18 protein-coding genes are annotated in these 22,964 nt (G+C 47.7%); 12 read left to right on the forward strand and 6 right to left on the reverse strand.

Annotated features, from left to right (window positions below; translation table 11 throughout):
• Positions 1-53 precede the first annotated feature (53 nt).
• The 5 genes from FJ444_RS08515 to envZ all read left to right on the forward strand — a co-directional run bounded on the left by FJ444_RS08515 (position 54) and on the right by envZ (position 5,683).
• Positions 54-1,067: a potassium channel family protein gene (locus FJ444_RS08515; protein ID WP_140957804.1), complete on the forward strand. Its 1,014-nt coding sequence runs from the start codon at positions 54-56 to the stop codon at positions 1,065-1,067.
• A 107-nt stretch (positions 1,068-1,174) separates the two neighbouring features.
• Entirely contained in the window at positions 1,175-2,071 is an 897-nt protein-coding gene (locus tag FJ444_RS08520) for a phosphoribulokinase (RefSeq protein ID WP_140957805.1), read from the forward strand.
• 180 nt (positions 2,072-2,251) lie between these two features.
• Entirely contained in the window at positions 2,252-3,505 is a 1,254-nt protein-coding gene (gene nhaD, locus FJ444_RS08525) for a sodium:proton antiporter NhaD (RefSeq protein WP_140957806.1), read from the forward strand.
• Positions 3,506-3,591: 86 nt separating this feature from the next.
• Positions 3,592-4,332 carry a two-component system response regulator OmpR gene (gene ompR, locus FJ444_RS08530; protein ID WP_304538986.1) on the forward strand — a complete coding sequence of 247 codons (741 nt, stop codon included), beginning with the start codon at positions 3,592-3,594 and terminating at the stop codon, positions 4,330-4,332.
• Between the two features lie 10 nt (positions 4,333-4,342).
• Entirely contained in the window at positions 4,343-5,683 is a 1,341-nt protein-coding gene (gene envZ / locus FJ444_RS08535; RefSeq protein WP_140957807.1) for a two-component system sensor histidine kinase EnvZ, read from the forward strand.
• A 498-nt stretch (positions 5,684-6,181) separates the two neighbouring features.
• Here the strand turns inward: envZ and FJ444_RS08540 are convergent, their stop codons facing one another.
• The 3 genes from FJ444_RS08540 to FJ444_RS08550 all read right to left on the reverse strand — a co-directional run bounded on the left by FJ444_RS08540 (position 6,182) and on the right by FJ444_RS08550 (position 9,474).
• On the reverse strand, positions 6,182-8,062 hold the full coding sequence (locus FJ444_RS08540; protein ID WP_140957808.1) for a PKD domain-containing protein: 1,881 nt from the start codon (positions 8,060-8,062) through the stop codon (positions 6,182-6,184).
• 94 nt (positions 8,063-8,156) lie between these two features.
• Positions 8,157-9,008: a hypothetical protein gene (locus FJ444_RS08545; RefSeq protein ID WP_140957809.1), complete on the reverse strand. Its 852-nt coding sequence runs from the start codon at positions 9,006-9,008 to the stop codon at positions 8,157-8,159.
• Between the two features lie 25 nt (positions 9,009-9,033).
• A complete protein-coding gene (locus tag FJ444_RS08550) occupies positions 9,034-9,474 on the reverse strand; it encodes a hypothetical protein (protein WP_140957810.1) in 441 nt (146 codons plus the stop codon).
• Positions 9,475-9,753: 279 nt separating this feature from the next.
• Here FJ444_RS08550 and FJ444_RS08555 point away from each other — a divergent pair, with 279 nt between their 5' ends.
• Positions 9,754-10,365, forward strand: a complete 612-nt coding sequence (locus tag FJ444_RS08555; protein WP_140957811.1) for an ECF-type sigma factor — start codon at positions 9,754-9,756, stop codon at positions 10,363-10,365.
• A 71-nt stretch (positions 10,366-10,436) separates the two neighbouring features.
• Positions 10,437-13,142 carry a serine/threonine-protein kinase gene (locus FJ444_RS08560; RefSeq protein WP_140957812.1) on the forward strand — a complete coding sequence of 902 codons (2,706 nt, stop codon included), beginning with the start codon at positions 10,437-10,439 and terminating at the stop codon, positions 13,140-13,142.
• 221 nt (positions 13,143-13,363) lie between these two features.
• Here FJ444_RS08560 and FJ444_RS08565 read toward each other — a convergent pair whose 3' ends face one another.
• From FJ444_RS08565 to hslR, 3 genes are all read right to left on the reverse strand, one after another.
• Positions 13,364-14,923, reverse strand: a complete 1,560-nt coding sequence (locus FJ444_RS08565; protein ID WP_181405108.1) for a phosphoenolpyruvate carboxykinase — start codon at positions 14,921-14,923, stop codon at positions 13,364-13,366.
• 365 nt (positions 14,924-15,288) lie between these two features.
• Positions 15,289-16,188, reverse strand: a complete 900-nt coding sequence (hslO, locus tag FJ444_RS08570) for an Hsp33 family molecular chaperone HslO (RefSeq protein ID WP_140957813.1) — start codon at positions 16,186-16,188, stop codon at positions 15,289-15,291.
• Between the two features lie 28 nt (positions 16,189-16,216).
• Positions 16,217-16,615 carry a ribosome-associated heat shock protein Hsp15 gene (gene hslR, locus FJ444_RS08575; protein WP_140957814.1) on the reverse strand — a complete coding sequence of 133 codons (399 nt, stop codon included), beginning with the start codon at positions 16,613-16,615 and terminating at the stop codon, positions 16,217-16,219.
• A gap of 129 nt (positions 16,616-16,744) precedes the next feature.
• Between hslR and gspC the strand changes: the two genes are divergently transcribed.
• The 5 genes from gspC to gspG all read left to right on the forward strand — a co-directional run bounded on the left by gspC (position 16,745) and on the right by gspG (position 22,959).
• Positions 16,745-17,677 (forward strand): type II secretion system protein GspC, encoded by a 933-nt coding sequence (gene gspC, locus FJ444_RS08580; RefSeq protein WP_140957815.1) that lies wholly within the window; start codon positions 16,745-16,747, stop codon positions 17,675-17,677.
• Positions 17,678-17,766: 89 nt separating this feature from the next.
• Entirely contained in the window at positions 17,767-19,764 is a 1,998-nt protein-coding gene (gspD, locus tag FJ444_RS08585) for a type II secretion system secretin GspD (protein WP_370298033.1), read from the forward strand.
• A complete protein-coding gene (gene gspE / locus FJ444_RS08590) occupies positions 19,764-21,299 on the forward strand; it encodes a type II secretion system ATPase GspE (RefSeq protein ID WP_140957817.1) in 1,536 nt (511 codons plus the stop codon). Before gspD ends, gspE begins: the two co-directional genes overlap by 1 nt.
• Positions 21,299-22,522 carry a type II secretion system inner membrane protein GspF gene (gene gspF, locus FJ444_RS08595; protein ID WP_140957818.1) on the forward strand — a complete coding sequence of 408 codons (1,224 nt, stop codon included), beginning with the start codon at positions 21,299-21,301 and terminating at the stop codon, positions 22,520-22,522. Before gspE ends, gspF begins: the two co-directional genes overlap by 1 nt.
• Positions 22,522-22,959, forward strand: coding sequence for a type II secretion system major pseudopilin GspG (gene gspG, locus FJ444_RS08600; protein ID WP_140957819.1), 438 nt, complete (start codon positions 22,522-22,524; stop codon positions 22,957-22,959). Before gspF ends, gspG begins: the two co-directional genes overlap by 1 nt.
• Positions 22,960-22,964 lie beyond the last annotated feature (5 nt).

Raw genomic sequence — 22,964 nt, forward strand, 5'->3', positions numbered from 1 at the left:
CTTGCCATGTTGTTGCTTCCAGCGCTAAGGTAATAGCACATTGAGGAAGCACTATGTCACAGCAATCATTTCAGGCACGCCTGTACCACATTTTAGAACCCGCTCAAAAAGGTGATAAATCCAGTCGCGTGTTCGACCTGCTGCTGATTGCCCTTATCTTGCTAAATGCGTTTGCGGCCATGATGTCTACGGTTGAGCCATTTCATCAACGATGGGCTGTACCGCTTTATTGGTTTGAAGTGTTTTCAGTGGTGGTATTCACTGTAGAATACCTTTGCAGAGTAATCAGTTGCGTGCATGCGCCGCAAACACGTGCTTTCCGGCAAGCGCCCTATGTGAAGCCCTGGCAACAACGTATTCGCTACCTGTTCACGCCCATGGCACTAATCGATTTGCTGGCCATCCTGCCGTTTTACCTCAGTATGTTGTTTGTGATTGATCTTCGCATTCTGCGTTTGCTGCGCTTAACCCGTTTAATCAAGCTGGGACGCTACTCCCGCTCAGTAAACTTGTTACTCACCGTTATCCGCAAAGAAGCCAGAGTGTTGTTTGCTGCCGTATCAGTTTTAATTATTGTGATGGTGCTGTCTGCTACGGGTATGTATTACATTGAACAACATGCTCAGCCCGACGCCTTTGGCAGCATACCGGCAGCATTGTGGTGGGCCATTAACACGCTCACCACTGTCGGCTATGGCGATGTAACGCCTGTTACACCACTGGGTAAACTATTTTCAGGCGTGATCACTATTTTAGGCGTGGGCATTTTCGCTCTTCCTGCGGGTATTCTTGCCGCCAGATTGTCGGAACTTAGCCGGGTTCGTCGCGATACTTTTCGCAAGCACGTACTGGAAGTGATGGAAGATGGCAGCCTTACGCCGCACGAACTTGGGCGATTAAACCAATTACGCGAAGCATTGGATTTAGACGATGAACAAGCCAATTTGCTGATCGATCTAGCAGTAGAAAACACCAGACAGCTAGCAGGCTCACAGGGTATGAACTTCTGCCCTCATTGTGGCAATTCGCTTGTTTCACACCCGGTATCAAAAGTGGATGACGCTTGATTATTCTGTCCGCTCAGCATATAACTAGGGTCTGGTTTTCTCGCGCTGAGACAGCACCCCGACGTTTTCCTCTCGGTTACCGTGCGTCCACTAAATAAAGAATTGTCATGTCGGTTAAACATCCCATTATAGCGATTACAGGTTCTTCTGGTGCGGGTACTACCACCACCACGAATGCCATTCGACACATTTTTCGCAATCTAAGCATTGATGCAGCCTATGTGGGTGGCGATAGCTTCCATCGCTTTACCCGCCCGGAAATGGAAGTCGAAATTCGCAAAGCCCAAGAGCAAGGTCGTCACATTAGCTATTTTGGCCCCAAAGCCAACGACTTTGCCTTGTTAGAAACGTTATTCCAGCAATACGGCGAAGACGGCACGGGTAAATTCCGTCAGTACTTGCATACTTTTGACGATGCGGTGCCTTTCAATCAAATGCCCGGTACCTTTACGCCCTGGCAGGAATTGCCATCCAGCACTGATTTGTTGTTCTATGAAGGGTTACACGGCGGCGTCAAAACCGAAGATATCAACGTGGCCAAGCATGTGGACTTACTGGTTGGCATGGTGCCGATTGTAAACCTGGAGTGGATTCAGAAGATTGTGCGCGACACCACCGATCGCGGGCATTCCCGTGAAGCGGTGATGAGTAGTATCGTGCGCGGTCTGGACGACTACTTCCACTATATCACGCCACAATTTTCGCGTACTCACGTGAATTTCCAGCGCGTGCCTACTGTAGATACCTCAAACCCATTCAGTGCGCGGGAAATCCCCACTCAAGATGAGAGCTTTGTAGTGGTGCGTTTTCGACGCGAAATGAAAAACGTAAACTTCCCGTATTTACTGCAAATGATCGACGGTGCGTTTATGTCGCGTATTAATACGCTGGTAGTGCCGGGTGGAAAAATGGGTCTGGCAATGGAGCTGATTTTAACCCCGCTGATTGAGGATTTAATGAAGCGTAAAACCAAACGGGGCTATCAAATGGACTGGGTTCAGTAACCCACCCTCCACATTTAACATACTAATAACAAATAAGTTCTTAAGTACTAAGACCAAAGTCGGGCATTCGCGCAAAGAATACCAGTTATACCCAAAAACACGCTCAAATGAGCGTGTTTTCGCTTTACTCATGCGCGCGAATTCTTACAATACAGCCACTGTTCTAGAGGTGAATTCGTTATGCTCGACACTGTCCTCCTCCTCCTTGCTGCCCTGGCCCTTTTGGGTGTGATGTTCGAAGAAGTTTTACACATCAATAAAGCCAAGATTACGCTGTTTTTCGGCACACTGGCGTGGATGCTGTTGTTTATGACCTCCGGCAGCGCTGAACAAACCGAGCGTATTAACGAAGGATTGCTGCATAACATCACAGAAATCTCTACCCTGTGGCTGTTTTTGGTTGCTGCCATGACCTTTGTGGCCTACCTCAACCGTAAAGGCCTGATAGCCAACCTGTTAAACCTGGTGATGCCCAGCAAAATATCGCTGAAAAAGCTGATGTTTATTACCGCCCTTTTCAGTTTTTGCTTTTCATCGCTTGCCGACAACATTACGGCAACACTGGTATCGATAGCCATGGTGCTATCGCTGGGATTGCCATTCAATCAAACGATGCGCTTCGCTGTGTTAGTGGTATTTGCCGTAAACTCCGGCGGGGTGTCGTTGATCACTGGTGACGTAACTACGCTGATGATTTTTATGCAGCACAAGGTAACCATTACTCAGTTGTTCTGGCTTTTATTACCGTCGTTCACTGCGGTTATGTTGCTGGCAACCATGTTAAGTACAGGCATGTCAGGCGTGGTGAAAATTCGTAAAACCCACCACAATTCCAATCCAATTGACTATGTTATCGGTGGGATATTTTTAGCCACTATCCTGTTTACCTTAATTCTTAACGTACTCTTTGCTATTCCACCCATGCTGAGTTTCCTTGCGGGCATGGCTATTATGTTTTTGGTTGCCAATTCCATGGGCGATAAGGACGATCAGGATCCTATTCTCGACTATATCCGCTACATCGAATTCGACACTCTGCTGTTCTTCCTGGGCGTATTGCTACTGGTGGGCATGCTTGAGCATATCGGTGCATTGCACTCGCTGGTTTATCTTTACGAGATGTTTCCGCCATCCGTTGCCAATTTCATAATGGGCGCCGTATCCGCGCTAATCGACAACGTTCCGCTAACCGCTGCGTTGCTGAAAGCAGATATCACCATGACCGTAAGCGAATGGATGCTACTTACCTATGCCGTAGGTGTTGGTGGTTCACTGCTAATCATTGGTTCGGCAGCGGGGATTGTGGCGATGAGTAAAGTACAGGGCCTGAGCTTTGCGCGCTATGGCAAATACTTTTTGCTACTGTTGATTGCCTATACCGTGGGATATGCCTTGGTTTACGGCGTTTCAACTTATGTCATGCCCATAGCCTGACACGCTTTGTAACAATCCGCCGAAGGCTGAAACATCTGAGCACTTTTGTCTTTGCCCGCTTAGGGTTATAGTTGCAAAGAGTACTTATGCAACAGGGGCCGGCAATGGGTCAGGAAACGTCAAAAATATTGGTTGTCGACGACGACATGCGTTTACGCAGTCTGTTGGAACGCTATTTAGTAGAACAGGGATTTCAGGTTCGCACGGCGGCCAATTCAGAGCAGATGGATCGTCTGTTAGAGCGTGAAAACTTCCACCTGATGGTACTGGATCTCATGCTGCCAGGCGAAGATGGCTTGTCGATTTGCCGACGCTTACGTCAGGCCGAAAGCAAAATGCCTATTATCATGCTGACCGCCAAAGGCGACGAAGTAGACCGCATAATTGGTCTTGAAATGGGTGCCGATGACTACCTGCCAAAACCGTTTAATCCACGCGAGTTACTGGCAAGAGCGCGCGCAGTGTTACGCCGTCAAACTGTAGAAGCGCCCGGCGCACCGTCGATGGAAGAACAAATTGTGGTATTTGGCGATTACCGGTTAAACCTGGCTACCCGGGAAATGACCGCCAGCGGCAAACCATTATCGTTAACCAGCGGTGAATTTGCTGTTTTGAAATCGCTGGTAACGCACCCTCGGGAGCCTTTGTCGCGCGATAAGCTTATGAACCTGGCACGTGGCCGCGATTACAGCGCGCTCGAACGCAGCATAGATGTACAGGTGTCACGCCTGCGCCGCATGCTGGAAAAAGATCCCGCCAGCCCTCGCTACATTCAAACTGTGTGGGGTCTGGGCTACGTGTTTGTGCCCGACGGCGAAGCGGTATAAGCAGCAATCTGTGAGACTACTCCCTAAAAGTGCCTTTGGGCAAACGGTTATGTTGATAGGCGTGCTACTGCTTATCAACCAGGTAGTCTCATACCTGTCGGTAACGCTTTATTTTATTCGCCCCAGTTATGAGCAAATTAACAGCCTGATCGCCACTCAGGCTGCTACACTCAAAGTCCAGCGTGACTGGATAGACGATCCGAATTTTTCAGACGCGTTAACCACCAGCACCGGTATTGCGTTTTTCAGCCAGGAAGCCGCCCAGAAAAACGAGTTAAACCAGGCCACCTTTTATAAATTCATGTCGGATCAGGTAAGTCAGCAACTCGGCGAAAAGGCCGAGGTTCGCATAAGCGCGCCATTACTTACCGAGCAAGACACCCCTTATTACGTATGGCTTAACATTGAAACCTTGCCTGACATGTGGATCCGCATGCCAGTGTACGGGCTTAGCGATGCCAATATCTTTCCGCTTACCCTGTATTTACTGCTGATTGGTATATTGAGCGTAGGCGGCGGCTGGCTATTTGTGCTGCGCTTGAACCGCCCGCTTAGCGCCCTGCAGCGCGCTGCAATTAAAGTAGGCCGTGGGCAGTTTCCTCCGCCATTGGCGGAAGAAGGCAGTAGTGAAATGATTCAGGTTACCCGCGCATTCAACCGTATGAATCAGGGTATCAAGCAGTTAGAACACGATCGCATGGTAATGACGGCCGGTATTTCCCATGATTTGCGCACCCCACTCACGCGTATTCGGCTGGCAACAGAAATGCTGCCAGACGATCAGGAGTGGATAAAAGAAGGCATTGTCAGCGACATTGAAGACATGAACGCCATTATTGATCAGTTTATAGAATATGCCCGTCAGGAACAGCAGGAAAAACAAGAGAACCTGAACCTGAATGCGCTTATTAACGAACTGGTGCACAATCGCCAGGCCAATGCATCGAGCCAGGCCGACGGACAGGAAGCCAGACACATACATACCGAACTCAATCCCTTGCCGCCAATACCACTGCGAAAAGTGGCCGTAAAGCGGGTTATCGAAAACCTTATCGAGAACGCCTTTCGCTACGGCAGCAATAAAATTGAAGTAACCAGCTACTTCGATGAAAAACATCATCGTGTGGTTTGCGCCGTTCGCGACTTCGGACAGGGTATTCCGGAAGACAACCTGGAAGCCATGTTCAGACCCTTTTCTCAGGGCGATACCGCCCGAGGCTCAGGTGGCTCTGGGCTTGGCTTGGCAATCACCAAGCGCATTATTGAAATGCACGGTGGCCAGGTTAGCTTAAGAAACCATCCACACGTAGGGTTAATAGCCGAATTCTGGCTGCCCAGTGAAGGTTTGTAGGCAGGATTCAGTTTCCCTACTAACCATTGCTAAAGCCTGCAATCTTTCCAATGTAATTTGCCTCCCGGGCTTCAAATGCGTTTGGTGGCTAACGTTGTGCAAACGAACAATGTTTGTTAAGGCAAACAATTTCACATGAATCAGAACTATTTTGTTTGCCAAAGTAAACAAAATCATTCAAAACAGTAAGCCAGTGTTTTCTGGGGCGCTGCGCTCACTCTGCTTTTCATAAGTAATCCCTTTCATACTGAACAAACATCACAAGTCAGGCGTGCCGGATCAGTTTGACGCAAATAAACGCCAGTTCATTTTATGTTAGGCAAATTATTGGCCGGAGCTTGCATTGGGATAAGCATTAGCGTTATTGAATAGGATTGATAAAGCTGCAAGGGATATGGTTATCTGCCCTCAAAGCAATAATCCACCTTCATAGAAGGTGGAGAAAAGCGGACACAAAAGTGATCGAAAAATTTGATATTCATTCAGTCAGGTTGAAAGTTAATTCGTCCACGCGTTTTCATAGCGGTAATGCCAGGTATGATTGTCTAATTCTTCAACTTCTATAGAGAATTCGATATCTGCACGCTCGCCGTATGTTCGATTAAATCCATAGGTAAACTCGACCGTTTCACCGGCATGAATGATTTGTCCGTCATAAAGGCCATGAAAAAATGCCGTAGTAACACCGTTTTTATCTACCGCGGAGATCCTGATTACATAATCTCTACCTGTTGCGGTTAAGTTATAAGGTGCTTCTAAAATGAATTCATCACCTTCCTCGACATAACCTGAAAGCCCATAACTATAGCCCGAAAATGGCCAGGCATATTGAGCTCTTTGTTCACCATTATCCGCCTGTTCCATCCACCAAATTGTAATTGATTGCGTTACCGCCGACACCAAAATATTGTCCGTTGCGGATAAAATACCATCACTTACCGTAACAGATACAACGTAGTCACCCTCGACATCAGCAATAAACGTTGGGGAAGATGTATTAGCATTTATCAGGACAGGATAAACATTTTCAGGAAAGCTAACAAATTCCCATTTAAACGTTAACGAGTCGCCATTCTCATCGTAACTGGCACCAGCATCTAAAAGAACAGTATCGCCTGGCTGAACAGTTTGATCATTTCCGGCTTGCGCAACGGGGGCAATATTATCCACATACGCTGTAAATTGAACTTCCACGATCTCGCTAGATAAGACTCCGTCAGAAACAGCAAGTGTCACACGATATGTACCTTCAATATCGACAGATAAGCCAGGAGATACCGAGGTGGAGTCAGACAATACCGCTGAACTGCCGTCTGGTGCATACAGCACCCAACTGAACAAAATTGAGGAATTTTCAGGGTCGTAACTTGAGCTTCCATTCAGCTCAACGAATGTACCTACTTCGACGTCGTGCACAACTGAAATTATCGCGACCGGGGGCAGATTGGCAGTATCCACCAAAATCGTCACTGAATCGGTGTGCGTGAGTCCTCCCGTATCTTTTACAGTTAGCCATGCGATATAAGTTCCACTAACGTCTGGTACAAATGTCACTGCTGCTGAGTTAGGCGCATTAATTTCAGCCTTGCTATTGATTGGCGTTTCCAGTGTCCATTGATAACTGATGACATCACCATCTGGATCGTATGAGTCAGAACCATTCACATTCACGCCAGAGCCCAAAATGATGTTTTGGTCATCACCAGCTTCTGCAACAGGAGGGCGATTGTCATCTTCAACGATAATGACAATTAAGTCAGAGCTTGTTCCACCGTTATTATCGGTGACGACAAGCGTGACCTCATACTGTCCTGTCATATCGGGTGTAAATGAAAACGTAGAGCTATTAACGGCATAAACATGGGTATCACCATCGGGCGATGCTACCGACCATTGATAGGTCACAATTTCACCATCTTCATCATAGGAGGCGCTACCATTTATCTCTACCTCGGCTCCGATAACGGCAGTGACATCGTTACTCCCAATCGCTACCGGGAGTTCATTAACATTGATGATGGTTACAGCAATATCTTTTGAAGCACTTCTGCCATGCTCATCGGTTGCAACCAACCGAATAACCGTTTCTTCATCTGCCTGAACCTCTGGTGCAGTAATGGATAGATTAGCGCCCGATACATTCTCAAGTGCAAGACTGACGCCAGAAACCTGTGACCAGGCCAAAGTCAGGCTATCGCCATCTGGATCAGAAATCGTGGTTTGCAAATTTTGTGTGCTGAGTTCGTTTATCGTCAGGCTATCTAACGCATCGATGACTGGGGCATTATTCACCACTGATTCTTCGGGGTTGCTTTTACTTCCCCCTCCGCAGCCCGATAAAAGTAAAAGAGTGAGAACACAAATAATCGAATATTTCATAGAATGCCTACTACAAGTGTAATTCCAATAACTACGGTCTACCGTTTTGCGATTTGAACCACAGTTCAATGAAGTCTGTGTCGACTTCGTTCCATCAAAAAATCAGCTGATAAAGTAAAAGTGCGCCAAACACGACAATCACTTTGCCGGTGAGATTGGCTTTAAACACCGTTGCGGTATACCCAAACAGATAAACAAACAGGTTCTTTATTACCTCATATACACCATCAAAGCCGGAACTGGCCTGTTTGGTATCTGCGGCTGACTTTACCTTCGCAACACCGGACTTCATTGATGTCACCGAGTTGTTGGCATCATGCTGCGTAAGGGCAATTTTGATTTCTGCAATATGCAAATTCAGGGTATTGAGGTATTTAACAACGCCATTGGCACTGTGACTCAGCATTGCTTCTGCACGTTGTTTTGCCACTTGCGAATCAACTGGTGGCGCAGTGGTTGCGTCTTCACGATTTTTCGATTTCAACAACAAACTGACCAGCAACATCAGGTATCCAGCCACCAACAAGTAAGCCCCAATGCCAACAAACTTTATGAGTTTGTGCCATCCTCTCGTTTTGGAAAGGTCAATACCCATCATCTCTAACGAGCTAGCAATTTCGGATGTTTCGTCAAATGCATCAGCCATGTGCAGGCCATAGCTAATTAGGAAAAAAGCCGCAATAGCTTTGGCTGCCAGCGGCAAGACGCCTGTAGCAGCAGCGCCAATCCCTATGACTAAACAAAACAGCAGCATTACCGTTTGTCCGCCCGACATTGAATCGGCAACACTTACCGTTTCTGTAACGCCCAAACTGCTGAGTTCAAAAATGGGAAGGAAATGCCCCAGTGCAAAACAAATAAATGCTGCAACCGTGAATTTATTCAGCAGTTTGAATGCTACTTGTGGATTTTCACTGTCAGGTGTAATGACTTTTTCTTGTTCCATGTAATTTTCTCCATCTAATCCGTTATTAACCTTTAGTCACAGCAGCACAGGTACTGCCGTCGATCGCGACTTTGGGTTTGAAGAGTTCAAAATTAGTAGGTTTACTGCTATCTACGTCAACTGCGTTGATCACGATAGACATGCTGAGTCCGCACTTGGTTGTGACCCCCACAGCATAGGTACCGGCAGACGATGCAAGAATGATTGCACTGTTTTTATCCACCTTACTGCTAACATGTGGGCTGTCTTCTTCGACCAGATTGATTAAGTCTCCCCCATAGAGTGATACAACCATTGCCCCTTTGATCGGCATGGTGACATTAAAAACCGTCGACTTTGATTGCTCTACGGAAATCAGTGCTGAGGGAGCTGACTTAATTGCCAGTACACTGGCGTCTTGCTCAGCATAAGCAGACAAAGTAGTAAGAGCGGCTATTGGTAACGCTAATAAGTAACGTTTAAACATCTAACTTCCTTCACTAAACGAATTGATCACTTCCCCACAACACTTTTCATTCTGATAAAGCAAAAGCAGAGCGTCTTTTTACCCACAGACGAAGAAATTACGCACAGCGCAATAACTGTCACAGATACGCAATGTAAGAAATTTACCGTAAAATTTTGTTTAACAATGTGCGCAGGCAGCAACTTCCCTCCACTAAAGTATGAACAAACTACCATTCAAAAACGTTGCAACACCTTGTAAAGCAGAGTATTTTTGATAAAAAGGAATGGGGCATTGGAAATGGATGTAACTGAATTACTATCCCAGTGGAAACGTAACGACCAGCAAGCAAATCAGCAACTCTATAGTTTCTGCTATGCGCATTTTAAGCAGGTTGCGCATAAAGTGCGCCAGAAGCACTTTCTCAAAACCCGGGAATCTGAAAATCAGGATGAATTCCGCACAATAAATGAAGCCCTGCATAACACCACATCATTGGTTCACGATGCGTATATCAGATTGGTGCAAAGCGGCCATGTAGATACGTCAACTAAGGCTGCATTCTTCAAAAACTTTGCCAATGTGGTGTACAGCATTTTAATAGATCACACCCGCAAAACCTTGTCGCAAAAGCGCACACCACAAACGCTACAACCGAATATGACGCTGCCTGATACCGCACAGCTTGAAAGGATAATAGATGTGCATAATCACATGGACAAACTTCAGACCAGCTATGAACGTCAAATATCCATCTTTCAGCTTAAATACGCCTGCGGGCTCGATGTGGCTGAAATTTCAGATATTTTTGCCGTGTCAAAATCGTCGGTAGAAAAAGATCTTAGCTTTGTAAAACGTAAGCTCTCGCAGTCGCTTGGCGATACGGCACCGGCTATGCGAACCGTTGCATGAATATTTCGCTAATTTGTTAACAAGGTTAGTCCGTTTTCAATCGCGAATTGTAGTTAAGGTAGTTATTCGCTATGCCAGACAATTTTACCGCCCTGTTTGAAGCGGGCTTTAATCAGCTTGCCCGCCCCGAGATAGCACCGGGACAGCTTTTCGGCCCTTTTAAAGTTGTTAAATCTATTGGCCATGGCGGCATGGGCTCAGTGTATCTTGCCGAGCGCGCCGATAACGAATATCACCAACAGGTGGCGATTAAAATTTTTCCAGCTTTATTTGCCCATCAACAAAATGGCAGGTCTCTCAATAGCGAAGCTCAGGCGCTGGCCAGCTTAAGCCACCCCAATATTGTGCCTGTGCTGGATGCCGGACGCACCGACGACAACCTGATGTATATTGTGATGCGACTGGTTGAAGGCCTGCCGTTAAACGAATGGTTACAGCAGCAAGCACTCACCGTTGAGCAAAAACTCAAGTTATTGTTACCAGTATTAGATGCCCTGCAACATGCTCACAGTCACCAGATACTGCATGCGGATATTAAGCCGCAGAATATTTTAGTCGATGAAGAGAGTGTGCCTTATCTGGTGGACTTTGGTATAGCTCATTTATTGGGGCAGGATCATGGCCCTGTTGTTGGCCAGTATGCAGCTGCCTATTCCGATAAGTTTGCCAGCCCGGAACAGCTTGCCGGCGAACGGTTGACCACAGCAACAGACATCTTCAGCGCGGGAAAGCTAATCAGCGCAGTGGTTACACACAACACACCAACCAACGCAATCCCCAGAGCCTTACAATGTATTATTGATACTGCTACCCACCCAGAACCGGGCAAACGCTATCTGACTGTGCATGCCCTGCAAACCGATGTTGAACGCTTTCTTGCCCATCAGCCCGTGTCGGTATTACCCGATTTGTCCTACCGCAGCAAATTGTGGCTCTACCGGCAGCGATACAAAGTGGCCTCCGCCACCATTACGGCAGTGTTATTGGGCCTTACCGCAATCAGCCAATACAACGCCAGCAATACCGCCAAACAGTCCGAAAACGCGCTGGCTGTGGTACAACACCTGCTTGGCAACGTGGATAGAGTTAACAACAGCGAGGTCGAGCGCCAGCGCGATATTTTAAGCACCTCGGAAAAAATCAATATTGATGCGCTATCACCCGAACAGGCTGCACCTGTCATACTCGCTCAGGCCGAGGCCTATCAGATCCTCGGGGATTACAAATCGGCAGTTGAACGCGCTGAACGTTTGCGCCAGATAACCGAAGGCAAGACGAGCTTGATACCCTATTACACCGTTGCCCTGCGCTTTTTAGCCGAAGAAGACATGGTGAACAATGACTATTATGCCGCCATCGATAAAGTCAACGTCATCATTGATCTACTCAAAGCACAAAAAGCACTTACCTCCCCTGTGTATGAAAAGCTGCTTATTTGGATAAGATCGGTAGGATGGTCAGTACTTCTTCAAGCGAAATACCGCATCCTACAGTGTTTAGAAGAAGTGTACGTTGTAACTGATAACAATCAGGATTTCACGTACCTGAAAAAAATTATCGAAAGTGAATATGCACTAAGCAAACAAACAAGCATTACTAAAGACGACATACAAGACATACTTTATTCTTATTCGCCTAAATGGCCGCTTCAACTGCAAATAATGGCGTTAAAAACGCTCACTTCGTTGGCAAACAACGATGACAACGAAGCTGCAAAAACCAGTTTGGCAACACATTTAAACCAACTGGAACTGGCCTTAGGCGCAGGCCACCCTGCTATTTTAGAGTTAAAATTTCGGCATCTAAGTGGGTTAATATTTGACGCAAAGAAGCGATATACCGCACTACTTGAACTGTTAGAAACCGCGGATGCAAACAATGAAGTTAATCTTGAAAAAAAGTTACAATTATACAAGTTAGATTATCTCTTAAACGAAAATTTGGCCCTACTTGTGCGAGAGAACGCTACTCTAAACAACTACCTCGAATCGCTTACAGAATTTGATACAGGTTTCTCATTGCAATTTATAACTTATCTATTAACTGAATTCGATAAGGAAGAACTAGCATTTCATGCTATGCAAGCGCAAATCCATTTCGCTAAGAAGTTAGGGCTTTATTGGGGTGAAAAATTTTATAGCTATTTTTATTGTGCCTATATCAATGAATACCATCCGCCAACAAGTAAAAGCGGCTGGGAAGCTACGTGCAAACGAGCGGAAGCCTTATATATGGCAACCAACAACGAAACTAATTTTTGGATTAATCGAATCAAAATAATGTATGCCGAGGGCTTAATTGTGCTGCGAGACGAAAGAGCTGAGGGTGTTTTTGAACAGCTTACAGCTTTCTTTGACAAAGAAAATGTCAACAAAAGTGACCGCTATTACCGCGTTGGCGCTCACCTCTACTTATGGAAAAACGAGTTGGATAAAGCCGAAGGTTTTTTAAATGCCATAGACGAGAGCACATTACCCTACTGGAGTTATGGCGATTTTGTGTATCTCAAAGCAACACTGTTATTTAAGCAGGGTAACACAGCGCAAGCGGTTGCCAAACTGGATGCAGCCAACGAGCGATTATGCCGCAAGTTTACCCACGATGACTACCGCATGAGGCGCATACGTCAATTACGGGCAGACATGCAGCTAAACCCTGTAGACACCTGCCCCGACGCGGTTAGCTGGCAGGACCTTGACCCTAATGGTGAAATAGAAGCCAACATCCTCCGCTATATAAAGAAGATGGAAAACTTTCAGCCAGCGGTGCTTCATTAGCAACCCTAATGCCAACCAGTCTTGCGGTCTAAGATTGTCAAACTCCAGACGACCGCAAAGACAATAGCAATAAAGCACAACAATCGCTGAATAAACCATTGCCTTGTTTTGCCTTCCAGCAGTAGCAGCTGAATTTTATTCGCATAAAAAAGCCCGCTTACTCGCGCAAACGGGCTAATTTATCACTTTGAGGACGTGATAAAAATCGGAAAGCCTATGGCTTAGTTACCCGGGCCTGCGTGCTTAATCGCGTCAGACACATCGTAACGTTCAAAGTTATCCTGGAAGTCTTCTACCAGCTTGGCAACGTATTTGTCGTAAGCCGCTTTGTCTTGCCAGGTTTCTTTTGGCACCAACAGCTTGCTGTCTACACCAGGTACCGCTACCGGTACATCCAGGTTTAATCCGTCGATGTGCGTGGTTTCCACATTGGCCAGATCGCCATTTACAATCGCATCGATTACCGCACGGGTAGTAGGGATATCGAAACGCTTACCGGTGCCGTATGGACCGCCAGTCCAGCCAGTGTTAACCAGGTACACTTTCGCGTTGAATTCCTTCACACGTTTAATCAGCAGCTCGGCGTACACGCCTGCCGGACGTGGGAAGAACGGAGCGCCGAAACAGGTGGAGAACGTAGACTCGATGTCAGACGTTGAACCAATTTCAGTTGAACCCACTTTGGCGGTGTACCCGCTCAGGAAGTGGTATGCTGCGGCTTCTTCAGTTAATACCGAAACAGGCGGCAATACGCCTGATACGTCACAGGTTAGAAACACCACTGAACGCGGCTCGCCAGCCATGTTTTCTACTACGCGTTTTTCTACGTGGTCTAATGGGTAAGCGGCACGAGAGTTTTGCGTTAGCGACACATCGGCATAGTCAGGTGTGCGGGTGTCGTCCAATACAACGTTTTCCAGAATGGTGCCAAATTTGATGGCATCCCAAATTACCGGCTCGTTCTTTTGCGACAGGTCGATACATTTTGCGTAGCAGCCGCCTTCTAAATTAAATACGGAGCCTGGTGCCCAGCCGTGCTCGTCGTCGCCAATCAGGAAACGCTTAGGATCGGCCGACAACGTGGTTTTACCGGTACCTGACAAACCGAAGAACAAGGTAACATCACCTTCTGCACCAACGTTTGCTGAACAGTGCATTGGCAATACTTCTTGTGCAGGTAACAGGAAGTTTTGCACAGAGAACATAGCCTTTTTCATTTCGCCCGCGTAACGCATACCGGCAATCAGTACTTTGCGTTCAGCAAAATTAATGATCACGGTGCCGTCGCTGTTGGTGCCGTCCCGCTCTGGCTCGCACACGAAACCAGGCACGTTCAGCACTTGCCAAACCGGCTTGTTCTCGCTGTTCCAGTGATCAGGGGTAATAAACATGTTTTTGGCAAAGATATGCTGCCATGCTGTTTGCGTTCTCACTACAATCGGTAACGCATGTGCCGGATCGGCACCAACCTGTAACTGCGAACTGTAATATTCTTCCAGCCCCATCAGGTGGGCTTCTACCCGTTTCCACAGCGCATCAAACTTAGCTGCGTCAAACGGACGGTTAACCTTGCCCCAATCGATATCCTGTTCTGTTGTCGGCTCTTTAACAATGAACCTATCCAGCGGCGAACGGCCTGTTCGCTTGCCTGTTTCCACAACCAACGCACCATTTGCGGCTAGCTGCCCCTCGCCCTTATTCAGCGCATGCTCTACAAGCACCGCTGCTGATAAATTTGCCCATTCCTTTGCTGCTGATTGAATCGCTGCTGCCGCGGTCATATCACTTCACCCTCAAAACTGTAAACTTTCACCCAGACTTTCAGAATTCACCAAAAGCCCAACCATTGTATAGCAATAAAGGCATTGAACAACATCAAACTGAACAATAATGGGTATTAATTTTGTGCAATTTCCATTAATTTTCTGAAAGTCACTACAAAATCCACCCTCAATTTTGTCGTGCCATCCGCAGTTCAGGCAGGAAATTCAACGCCTGAATCTGGTGTAAAGCGGCCATAACATCGTGTAAAGCAACCTCTACAGGCTACATTTTTACTATACATAGCGGGAAAATAGGAACATTGACGCAGGTCAACAGAAGGGAAGTGCATGGCACAGGAATGTACCATGCTGGTAGGTTATAGCTATTGTGGAGTAGAAGGACTTTGGCTGTAACCAGAATGTAATGCTTCAACATCAATTTCATCAAAGCGATATTCGGTATGGCAATACTGACAGTTCATCGCAATAGCGCCTTCGGCTTTAATGATGTCCAGCAGTTCCTGCTTATCGAGATTGCGCAATGCTTCGCTACTGCGCTGGCGCGAACAGGTACAGGCAAATGCAACCGCTTTAGGAGCGTATAACTGAACGTGCTGCTCGTGATACAAGCGGTACAACACATCTTCAGCAGGCAACGAGAACAACTCTTCCGCTGTCATGGTTTCGGTTAATGTACAAAGGTGTTCAAAATCGCTTTCGCTGGTCACCTGGGTAGATTCTGCCGATTGCGGCACTACTTGTAACAACATGCCGGCGGCCTTCGGTTGGTTATCTACCGAAAAGTCAGTGTGAATGAACACGCGGGTAGCCAACTGCTCCGAACGCTCAAAGTAATCCTCCAGACACCCTGCCAATGAGCCTTTATCCAGTGCCACTACGCCCTGATAACGCTCGCCCTCAGTAGGAGTAATGGTGATCACTAACACGGCGTTTTCCACCAACTCACTGAATGTGGCCTCCGACAAATCCGCGTTTTCATCCCAGCGCGCCACGCCGCGCAAGGTTTGCTCGTGGGTAGCGTTAATTACGGCATAACGCACCTTGCCCTGGCTTTGAATTTGCAAACCCACTTCGCCTTCAAACTTCAGTGTTGCCGTTAGCAAACTGGTTGCTGCCGCCATTTCGGCCAACAGTTGTTGAATAGATTTGGGGTAATCAGTGCTGTGAACAATTGGCTTTAAGGTATCCTGTAACCTTACCAATTCGCCCCGCACACTGGCTTTATCAAATAAATATCGGTGTAGTTGATCAAACTGATTCATCTCAATTCCTGTCTGGGTGGTTTGCACCCTATTGATGCTTAAACTTAATTAATTCGCGACGCTGCTTTTTATCGGGTCGATGATCCGGTTTCGGGCTATGGAAGGTCTGCATCTTTCTGGCCAATTGATTTTGCTCGCGTTTTGCTACGCTTTCCGGGGTTTCCGAATACATCAGCTCCGCGTCTTTTGCGGGTTGCCGTTTTTCTTCTATCCCGGTAACCTGCACTTCCTTTACATCCCATCCGGCCGGCACTCTGATCAGTGCACCCATCTCTACGATCTTGCCTGGCTTACTCTTTTGTCCATTATAGTGAACTTTTCCGGCCTGAATCAGGTCTCTTGCTATAGCACGCGTTTTTGCAAGGCGTGCCGCCCAGATCCATTTGTCCAGTCTTACCTTAAGGGCTGTGTTGTCGTTGTTTACCATGAGCGTTTTACATACAAAAATGTCATATTTATTTAACCTACCTGTATTAAGGTTGTTGCCCCCGCTCAGACTAGGCTATGATGTGACTGTTTAATAGCGGCTTATGTTCCACCAATTTGTTGTTTTCAGATGATAATTAATCAAACCAGCTTGCAAAATATCCCAGCGTTGCTGACAGCACATCAAACACGTATTCGCGTGGTTGTGCTCGTGCTATTAAGTATATATCTGATTGCGTACGCAGCGGACATAACCTGGAAACTTATTCCCACTCCGTCCTCAAACGCCCCGGTTGCCACACCTGCCCGTTATACCGGTTCGGTTGCCAGCTCTCAAAATGGGGTCGATATAGGGCAAATACAACAGTTGAATTTATTCGGCGAGGTAAATAAAACCGCGCCAGCTCCTGTACAGGAAACCATTACCGATGCACCGGAAACCCGATTAAATTTAGTATTGTCGGGCCTGGTGGCAAGTTCCAGTGAAGATGCGGGTACTGCCATTATTGAAAACCGTGGAAAACAGGCCACTTATGCCATCGGTGACAAAATTGACGGAACGAACGCGATGCTTAGTCAGGTCCTTACAGACAGAGTAATCATTAAAAATGGTGGGCTGCACGAAACCTTAATGCTGGCCGGCCTGGATTTCAAAAAACAAATGGGTGGTGGCAGCACAGTGAGTAACCGCCAGCCAGCCAGAGTGCAGCCACCGGCGCAGCCTTCGCGCAGAGCGCGCGAACTTAGCGACGATGCCGTGGCCGCCACCGAAGCATTACGGGACAAACCCGCCAGCTTCACCGACTACATCTCAGTAACACCTGCGCTGGAAAACGGCCAGATGATTGGTTACCGCGTGAAACCGGGCAAAGACGCCAGCTTATTTGAGTCGGTAGGATTAATAAACGACGATGTCGTTATTCAAATTAATGGTCTGGATTTAACAGACCCGGCTCAGGCCCGCGATGCAATGGGTGAGCTACGAGATGCGCAGTCTATAGAACTTACAGTGACCCGCGAAGGCGAGTACATTACACTGTTTTTAGAGATGCCTGAGCAGTAATGAACGCAACAGTGAACAGGATACAAACTATGAGGCAAGTTGGTCGAACCTGGTTGACCCGGATTGGAATTGCAGTGTGTGCCACTGCAATGTGTATGCAAGCCGCGGCCATCGAGCGTATGCCCAAATTTCAGGACACCGACATCAATGAGTTTATTACTATTGTGGGTAAAAACCTGCAACGAACCATTATTGTTGATCCGAATGTTCGCGGCAAAATCAGCGTAATTAGTTATGACATGCTCAACGAAGAGCAGTATTACCAGTTCTTTTTAAACGTATTACAGGTGTACGACTTTGCGGTTGTGGAAATGCCCAATGGCATTTTAAAAGTCGTGCGTTCTAAAGATGCTAAAACCTCGAATATTCCGGTAGTGGAAGATGCCGCACTGGATGGTGATGAAATGATCACCCGCGTTATTCCGGTATACAACGTGCCGGTGCGCGAGCTTGCACCTATTTTGCGCCAGTTAAACGATCAGGCTGGCGGCGGTAACGTAGTTAGTCACGATCCGTCAAACGTAATGATGCTAACCGGCCGCGCGGCGGTAGTGAACCGGCTGGTAGAAATCATTGAACGCGTTGACCGCGCCGGTGACGAAGAGGTTGATATTGTAAAACTGCAATTTGCGTCAGCCTCAGAAATGGTACGCATTATCGAGAGCATCAATAAGTCTCAGGGCAAACAGAATACCGGCACGAAGTCTGAACCACGCGTGGTAGCCGATGACCGCACTAACAGCGTAATTGTAAGTGGTGATGCTAAAGCCCGTCAGCGTTTAATCAACCTCATTCAGCGCATGGATCAGGAACTGGAATCTAACGGTAACACCCGGGTTATATTCCTGAACTACGCCAAGGCAGACGATCTGGTAAAAGTATTACAAGGCGTGAGCGACAGCATTCAGGCGGAAGAAAAGGGCACCGCGAATACTGGCCGCCGCAGCGGCAGTAACCGCGATGTCAGCATCGATGCCCACGAAGACTCCAACGCATTAGTGATCACCGCCGAGCCCGATATGATGCGCTCACTGGAAGCGGTTATTCGCCAGCTTGATGTGCGCCGTGCCCAGGTTCAGGTTGAAGCCATTATTGTAGAGATGTACGAAGGTGACGGCACGTCGTTGGGTGTGCAGTTTGTCTCGGAACAAGGCGGTGGCACGCAGTTTAACAACGGCGTAATACCGGTTGGCTCTTTGGCCGTAGCATTAAAGCAGGCTGAAGATCAAACCACTAACTCTACCTACATAACGGCCAACGGCGAAGTAGTCACCACCACTGATGTTACCGAAGGTGATTACACCTCACTGGCGTCTTTGCTAGGTAGCGCGAACGGTATGATTGCCGGCGTGATTAAAAACGGCTGGGGCGCGGTTGTGCAAGCAGTAAGTAACGATACTAACTCCAACGTACTGGCTACCCCGCATTTAACCACTATGGATAACGAAGAAGCGTTCTTTATTGTGGGTCAGGAAGTACCCATTATTACCGGTACTACCACAGGTGCGAACAACTCTAATCCGTTCCAAACCGTAGACCGTCAGGAAGTGGGGATTAAGCTACAGGTAACGCCGCAAATTAACGAAGGCAATGCTGTACAACTTACCATTGAACAGGAAGTATCCAGCGTATCAGGCGCAACAGCAGTAGACATCTCCATTAACAAGCGTCAAATCAAAACAACCGTTATTGTGGACGACGGCGGTACCATTGTACTGGGCGGTCTGATTGATGAAGACGTGCAGGAAAGTGTGTCCAAAGTGCCGTTACTGGGCGACATTCCGATTCTGGGCCACCTGTTTAAGTCTACCACCTCCAGTAAGCGTAAACGCAACCTGATGGTGTTTCTGCGACCCAAGATTATTCGTGATGGTGTCACCATGAACGAAATCAGCAAGCAGAAGTACAATTTTATTCGCGCCGAACAACTTCAGCGTCAGTCTCAGGGCGTTACCCTGATGCCGCAAACAGAAACCCCTGTGCTGCGGGAATGGGATGAAAGCCTGGCACTGCCTCCGTCATACGAAGAGTATCTGAAGCGTCGCGAAGAAGAGAAAAAAGCACAGGCACAACAGGACGGCAACTAATGAGCGAGCTACTCGACACGCAAACTGCCGGGCAGCCAGAACAACCCGATGACGATCAGGCTGTTCAGCCTGATCGCCAGCTCCCTTTTAGTTTTGCCAAACGCCATAAGGTTCTGCTGGAAATCAATCAGGAACCAGCGCTGCTTTATCACACCAGCGAAACCCCATTTGAGGTATTTGCTGAAGTACGACGCTTTTTTGCTGCTCCATTGGCGCTGAAAGAACTCGCTCTGGAACAATTTGAACCGTTGCTCACCCAGGCTTATCAGCGCGATTCCTCTGCCGCCAAGCAGTTAATGGAAGATTTGGGTAACGAAAGCGATTTGTTTGCACTGGCAGAAGAACTACCCGACACCGAAGACTTGCTCGATAGCGAAGATGACGCGCCTATTATCAAGCTTATCAACGCCATGTTGGGAGAAGCCATTAAAGAAGGTGCTTCCGATATTCACATCGAAACCTTTGAGAACCAACTGGTTGTGCGCTTTCGGGTAGACGGCGTATTACGGGAAATTCTGCGCCCCAACCGCAAACTCTCTTCCATGCTGGTATCGCGTATTAAAGTAATGGCTAAACTGGATATTGCCGAAAAACGCGTACCGCAAGACGGCCGTATCACCCTGCGTATTGCCGGGCGAGCGGTTGACGTGCGGGTATCCACCATGCCATCCAGCCATGGTGAGCGGGTAGTATTGCGTTTGCTCGACAAAAATAACGCGCGCCTGAATCTGGCAGATTTAGGCATGACCGAGCAGAACCGGGCTCACTTTTCATCGCTTATTCGCAAACCCCACGGCATCATTCTGGTAACCGGTCCAACGGGGTCTGGTAAAAGTACCACGCTGTATGCCGGATTAAGCGAAATTAACTCCAAAGACCGCAATATTCTTACGGTTGAAGATCCCATCGAATTCGACTTACAGGGCATTGGCCAAACACAGGTTAATCCGCGCGTAGATATGACGTTTGCGCGAGGTTTGCGAGCTATTTTACGTCAGGACCCTGACGTGGTCATGGTGGGTGAGATCCGCGATATCGAAACAGGGCAAATTGCCGTGCAGGCCAGTTTAACGGGTCACCTCGTGCTTTCAACGCTGCACACCAATACTGCAGCCGGCGCTATTACCCGGTTAGAAGACATGGGCATTGAACCGTTTTTGCTGTCGTCGAGTTTACTGGCAGTATTGTCTCAGCGCCTGGTAAGAACGCTCTGCTCGGAGTGCAAAACAGCCCATGCGCCCAGTGAGCAGGAAGCCACTATTCTGGGAATAGAGAACAATCATTCCTGTGTTATTTACTCGCCCAGAGGCTGCGCCGCCTGTAATCAAACCGGCTACCGTGGCCGAACCGGTATTCACGAATTGCTGATCGTAGACGAAACCATTCGTACCATGATGCACGAAGGTAAAGGCGAGCAGGCAATCGAAAAATACATTCGCAAATATACACCCAGTATTCGCGAGGATGGCTGTCGCAAAGTACTGTCTGGACGCACATCGCTGGAAGAAGTCTTGCGTGTGACCCGGGAGGACTAATGGCAGCGTTTGCATACAAAGCCATTAACGCCAAAGGCAAAAACACAAGCGGCGTACTGGAAGGCGATAACGCCCGCCAGATTCGTCAGCAATTGCGGGAAAAAGGGCTGGTACCGCTGGACGTTGAGCAGGTTGCTGAGAAAAGCAACGGCAGTAGCCGTGGCGGTTGGCAGTTGTTTAAACCCCGTATTTCTGCCAGTGATCTGGCCCTGCTGACGCGTCAATTAGCCACCCTGATTGAATCGGCATTACCCATTGAAGAAGCCCTGCTAGCCGTTGCCGAACAAAGCGAAAAGACCCGTCAGAAAAACATGATGATGGCGGTGCGCAGTAAAGTAGTGGAAGGCCACACGCTGGCCGATGCGTTAGGTGAATTTCCCAGCGTATTCGACGACTTATTTCGCGCCATGGTGGCCGCAGGTGAAAAATCCGGTCATTTAGACACGGTACTCAACCGACTGGCCGACTATACCGAACGCCGCCAGCAAACCCGCAGCCAGATCATTCAGGCGTTAATTTACCCCGCCATTATGATGTTTTTTGCCATGATGATTGTGGTGGTGCTGCTAACCGTGGTGGTCCCCAAAATTGTAGGGCAATTTGATCATATGGGTCAGGATTTGCCCACCATTACTACCGTGCTGATTGGCATCAGCGAATGGATGCAAAACTACGGCCTGTATCTGTTGCTTGGCATTATGTTGTTAATTGTGCTGTTTCAGCGATTGGTGCAACAGCCAGCGTTAAAACTGCGTTACCACCAGTTTATGCTGAAATTGCCATTGATTGGCAAAGTGGCCCGGGGCCTGAACACCGCCCGATTTGCACGTACACTCAGTATTTTAACCGCCAGTGCCGTGCCGTTATTAGAATCCATGCGGATTGCCACCGACGTATTGCAGAATAAATACATAAAGGCGCGTATCAGCGAAGCGGCAATCAACGTAAAAGAGGGCAGCAGCCTGCGTGCAGCTCTCGACAATACCAAAATTTTTCCGCCCATGATGATGCACATGATTGCATCGGGTGAACGCTCAGGAGAGCTGCAACAAATGCTGAGCCGCTCAGCCGACAACCAGGACAGGGAATTTGAAGCGCTGATTGGTGTCTCATTAAAAGTCTTCGAACCCGTGCTGATCGTTTCAATGGCAGCAGTGGTGTTATTTATAGTTATGGCAATTATTCAACCAATTCTTGCGCTTAATAATATGGTGAACGTGTAATGAAAAACTTAAACAGACAATCAGGTTTCAGCTTAATTGAAATCATGGTGGTACTGCTGATCATCGGCATTCTGGCCTCAATGGTAGCACCGCAAATTCTGGGTAATCAGGAAGAAGCACAGCTGAAAAAGGCCGCAGTAGATATTCAGCAACTGGAAAGTGCGCTGGAAATGTACAAGCTGAAAAACAACCGCTTCCCCACTACCGAGCAGGGCCTGGACGCGCTGGTAACCGCACCGACGATTGACCCTATCCCGCGTAACTACCCGGAAGCCGGATTTATTAAACGTTTGCCTGATGATCCATGGGGCAATCCTTACGTGCTGATCAGTCCTGGAGAAATGGGCACCATTGATATTTTCTCTAACGGCCCGGATGGCGAACCAGGTACTGATGACGATATTGGTAACTGGAATATCAACGAATACCTGAACTAACCGAC

This window comes from Aestuariibacter sp. GS-14 (assembly GCF_006494365.1).
Lineage (GTDB): Bacteria > Pseudomonadota > Gammaproteobacteria > Enterobacterales > Alteromonadaceae > Alteromonas > Alteromonas mangrovi.

Bases quoted from the DNA above. Each gene is read 5' to 3' on its own strand.
- FJ444_RS08515 (WP_140957804.1), top strand. From the start codon at position 54: ATGTCACAGCAATCATTTCAGGCACGCCTGTACCACATTTTAGAACCC.
- FJ444_RS08520 (WP_140957805.1), top strand. From the start codon at position 1,175: ATGTCGGTTAAACATCCCATTATAGCGATTACAGGTTCTTCTGGTGCG.
- nhaD (WP_140957806.1), top strand. From the start codon at position 2,252: ATGCTCGACACTGTCCTCCTCCTCCTTGCTGCCCTGGCCCTTTTGGGT.
- ompR (WP_304538986.1), top strand. From the start codon at position 3,592: ATGCAACAGGGGCCGGCAATGGGTCAGGAAACGTCAAAAATATTGGTT.
- FJ444_RS08540 (WP_140957808.1), bottom strand. From the start codon at position 8,062: ATGAAATATTCGATTATTTGTGTTCTCACTCTTTTACTTTTATCGGGC.
- FJ444_RS08545 (WP_140957809.1), bottom strand. From the start codon at position 9,008: ATGGAACAAGAAAAAGTCATTACACCTGACAGTGAAAATCCACAAGTA.
- FJ444_RS08550 (WP_140957810.1), bottom strand. From the start codon at position 9,474: ATGTTTAAACGTTACTTATTAGCGTTACCAATAGCCGCTCTTACTACT.
- FJ444_RS08555 (WP_140957811.1), top strand. From the start codon at position 9,754: ATGGATGTAACTGAATTACTATCCCAGTGGAAACGTAACGACCAGCAA.
- FJ444_RS08560 (WP_140957812.1), top strand. From the start codon at position 10,437: ATGCCAGACAATTTTACCGCCCTGTTTGAAGCGGGCTTTAATCAGCTT.
- FJ444_RS08565 (WP_181405108.1), bottom strand. From the start codon at position 14,923: ATGACCGCGGCAGCAGCGATTCAATCAGCAGCAAAGGAATGGGCAAAT.
- hslO (WP_140957813.1), bottom strand. From the start codon at position 16,188: ATGAATCAGTTTGATCAACTACACCGATATTTATTTGATAAAGCCAGT.
- hslR (WP_140957814.1), bottom strand. From the start codon at position 16,615: ATGGTAAACAACGACAACACAGCCCTTAAGGTAAGACTGGACAAATGG.
- gspC (WP_140957815.1), top strand. From the start codon at position 16,745: ATGATAATTAATCAAACCAGCTTGCAAAATATCCCAGCGTTGCTGACA.
- gspD (WP_370298033.1), top strand. From the start codon at position 17,767: ATGTGTATGCAAGCCGCGGCCATCGAGCGTATGCCCAAATTTCAGGAC.
- gspE (WP_140957817.1), top strand. From the start codon at position 19,764: ATGAGCGAGCTACTCGACACGCAAACTGCCGGGCAGCCAGAACAACCC.
- gspF (WP_140957818.1), top strand. From the start codon at position 21,299: ATGGCAGCGTTTGCATACAAAGCCATTAACGCCAAAGGCAAAAACACA.
- gspG (WP_140957819.1), top strand. From the start codon at position 22,522: ATGAAAAACTTAAACAGACAATCAGGTTTCAGCTTAATTGAAATCATG.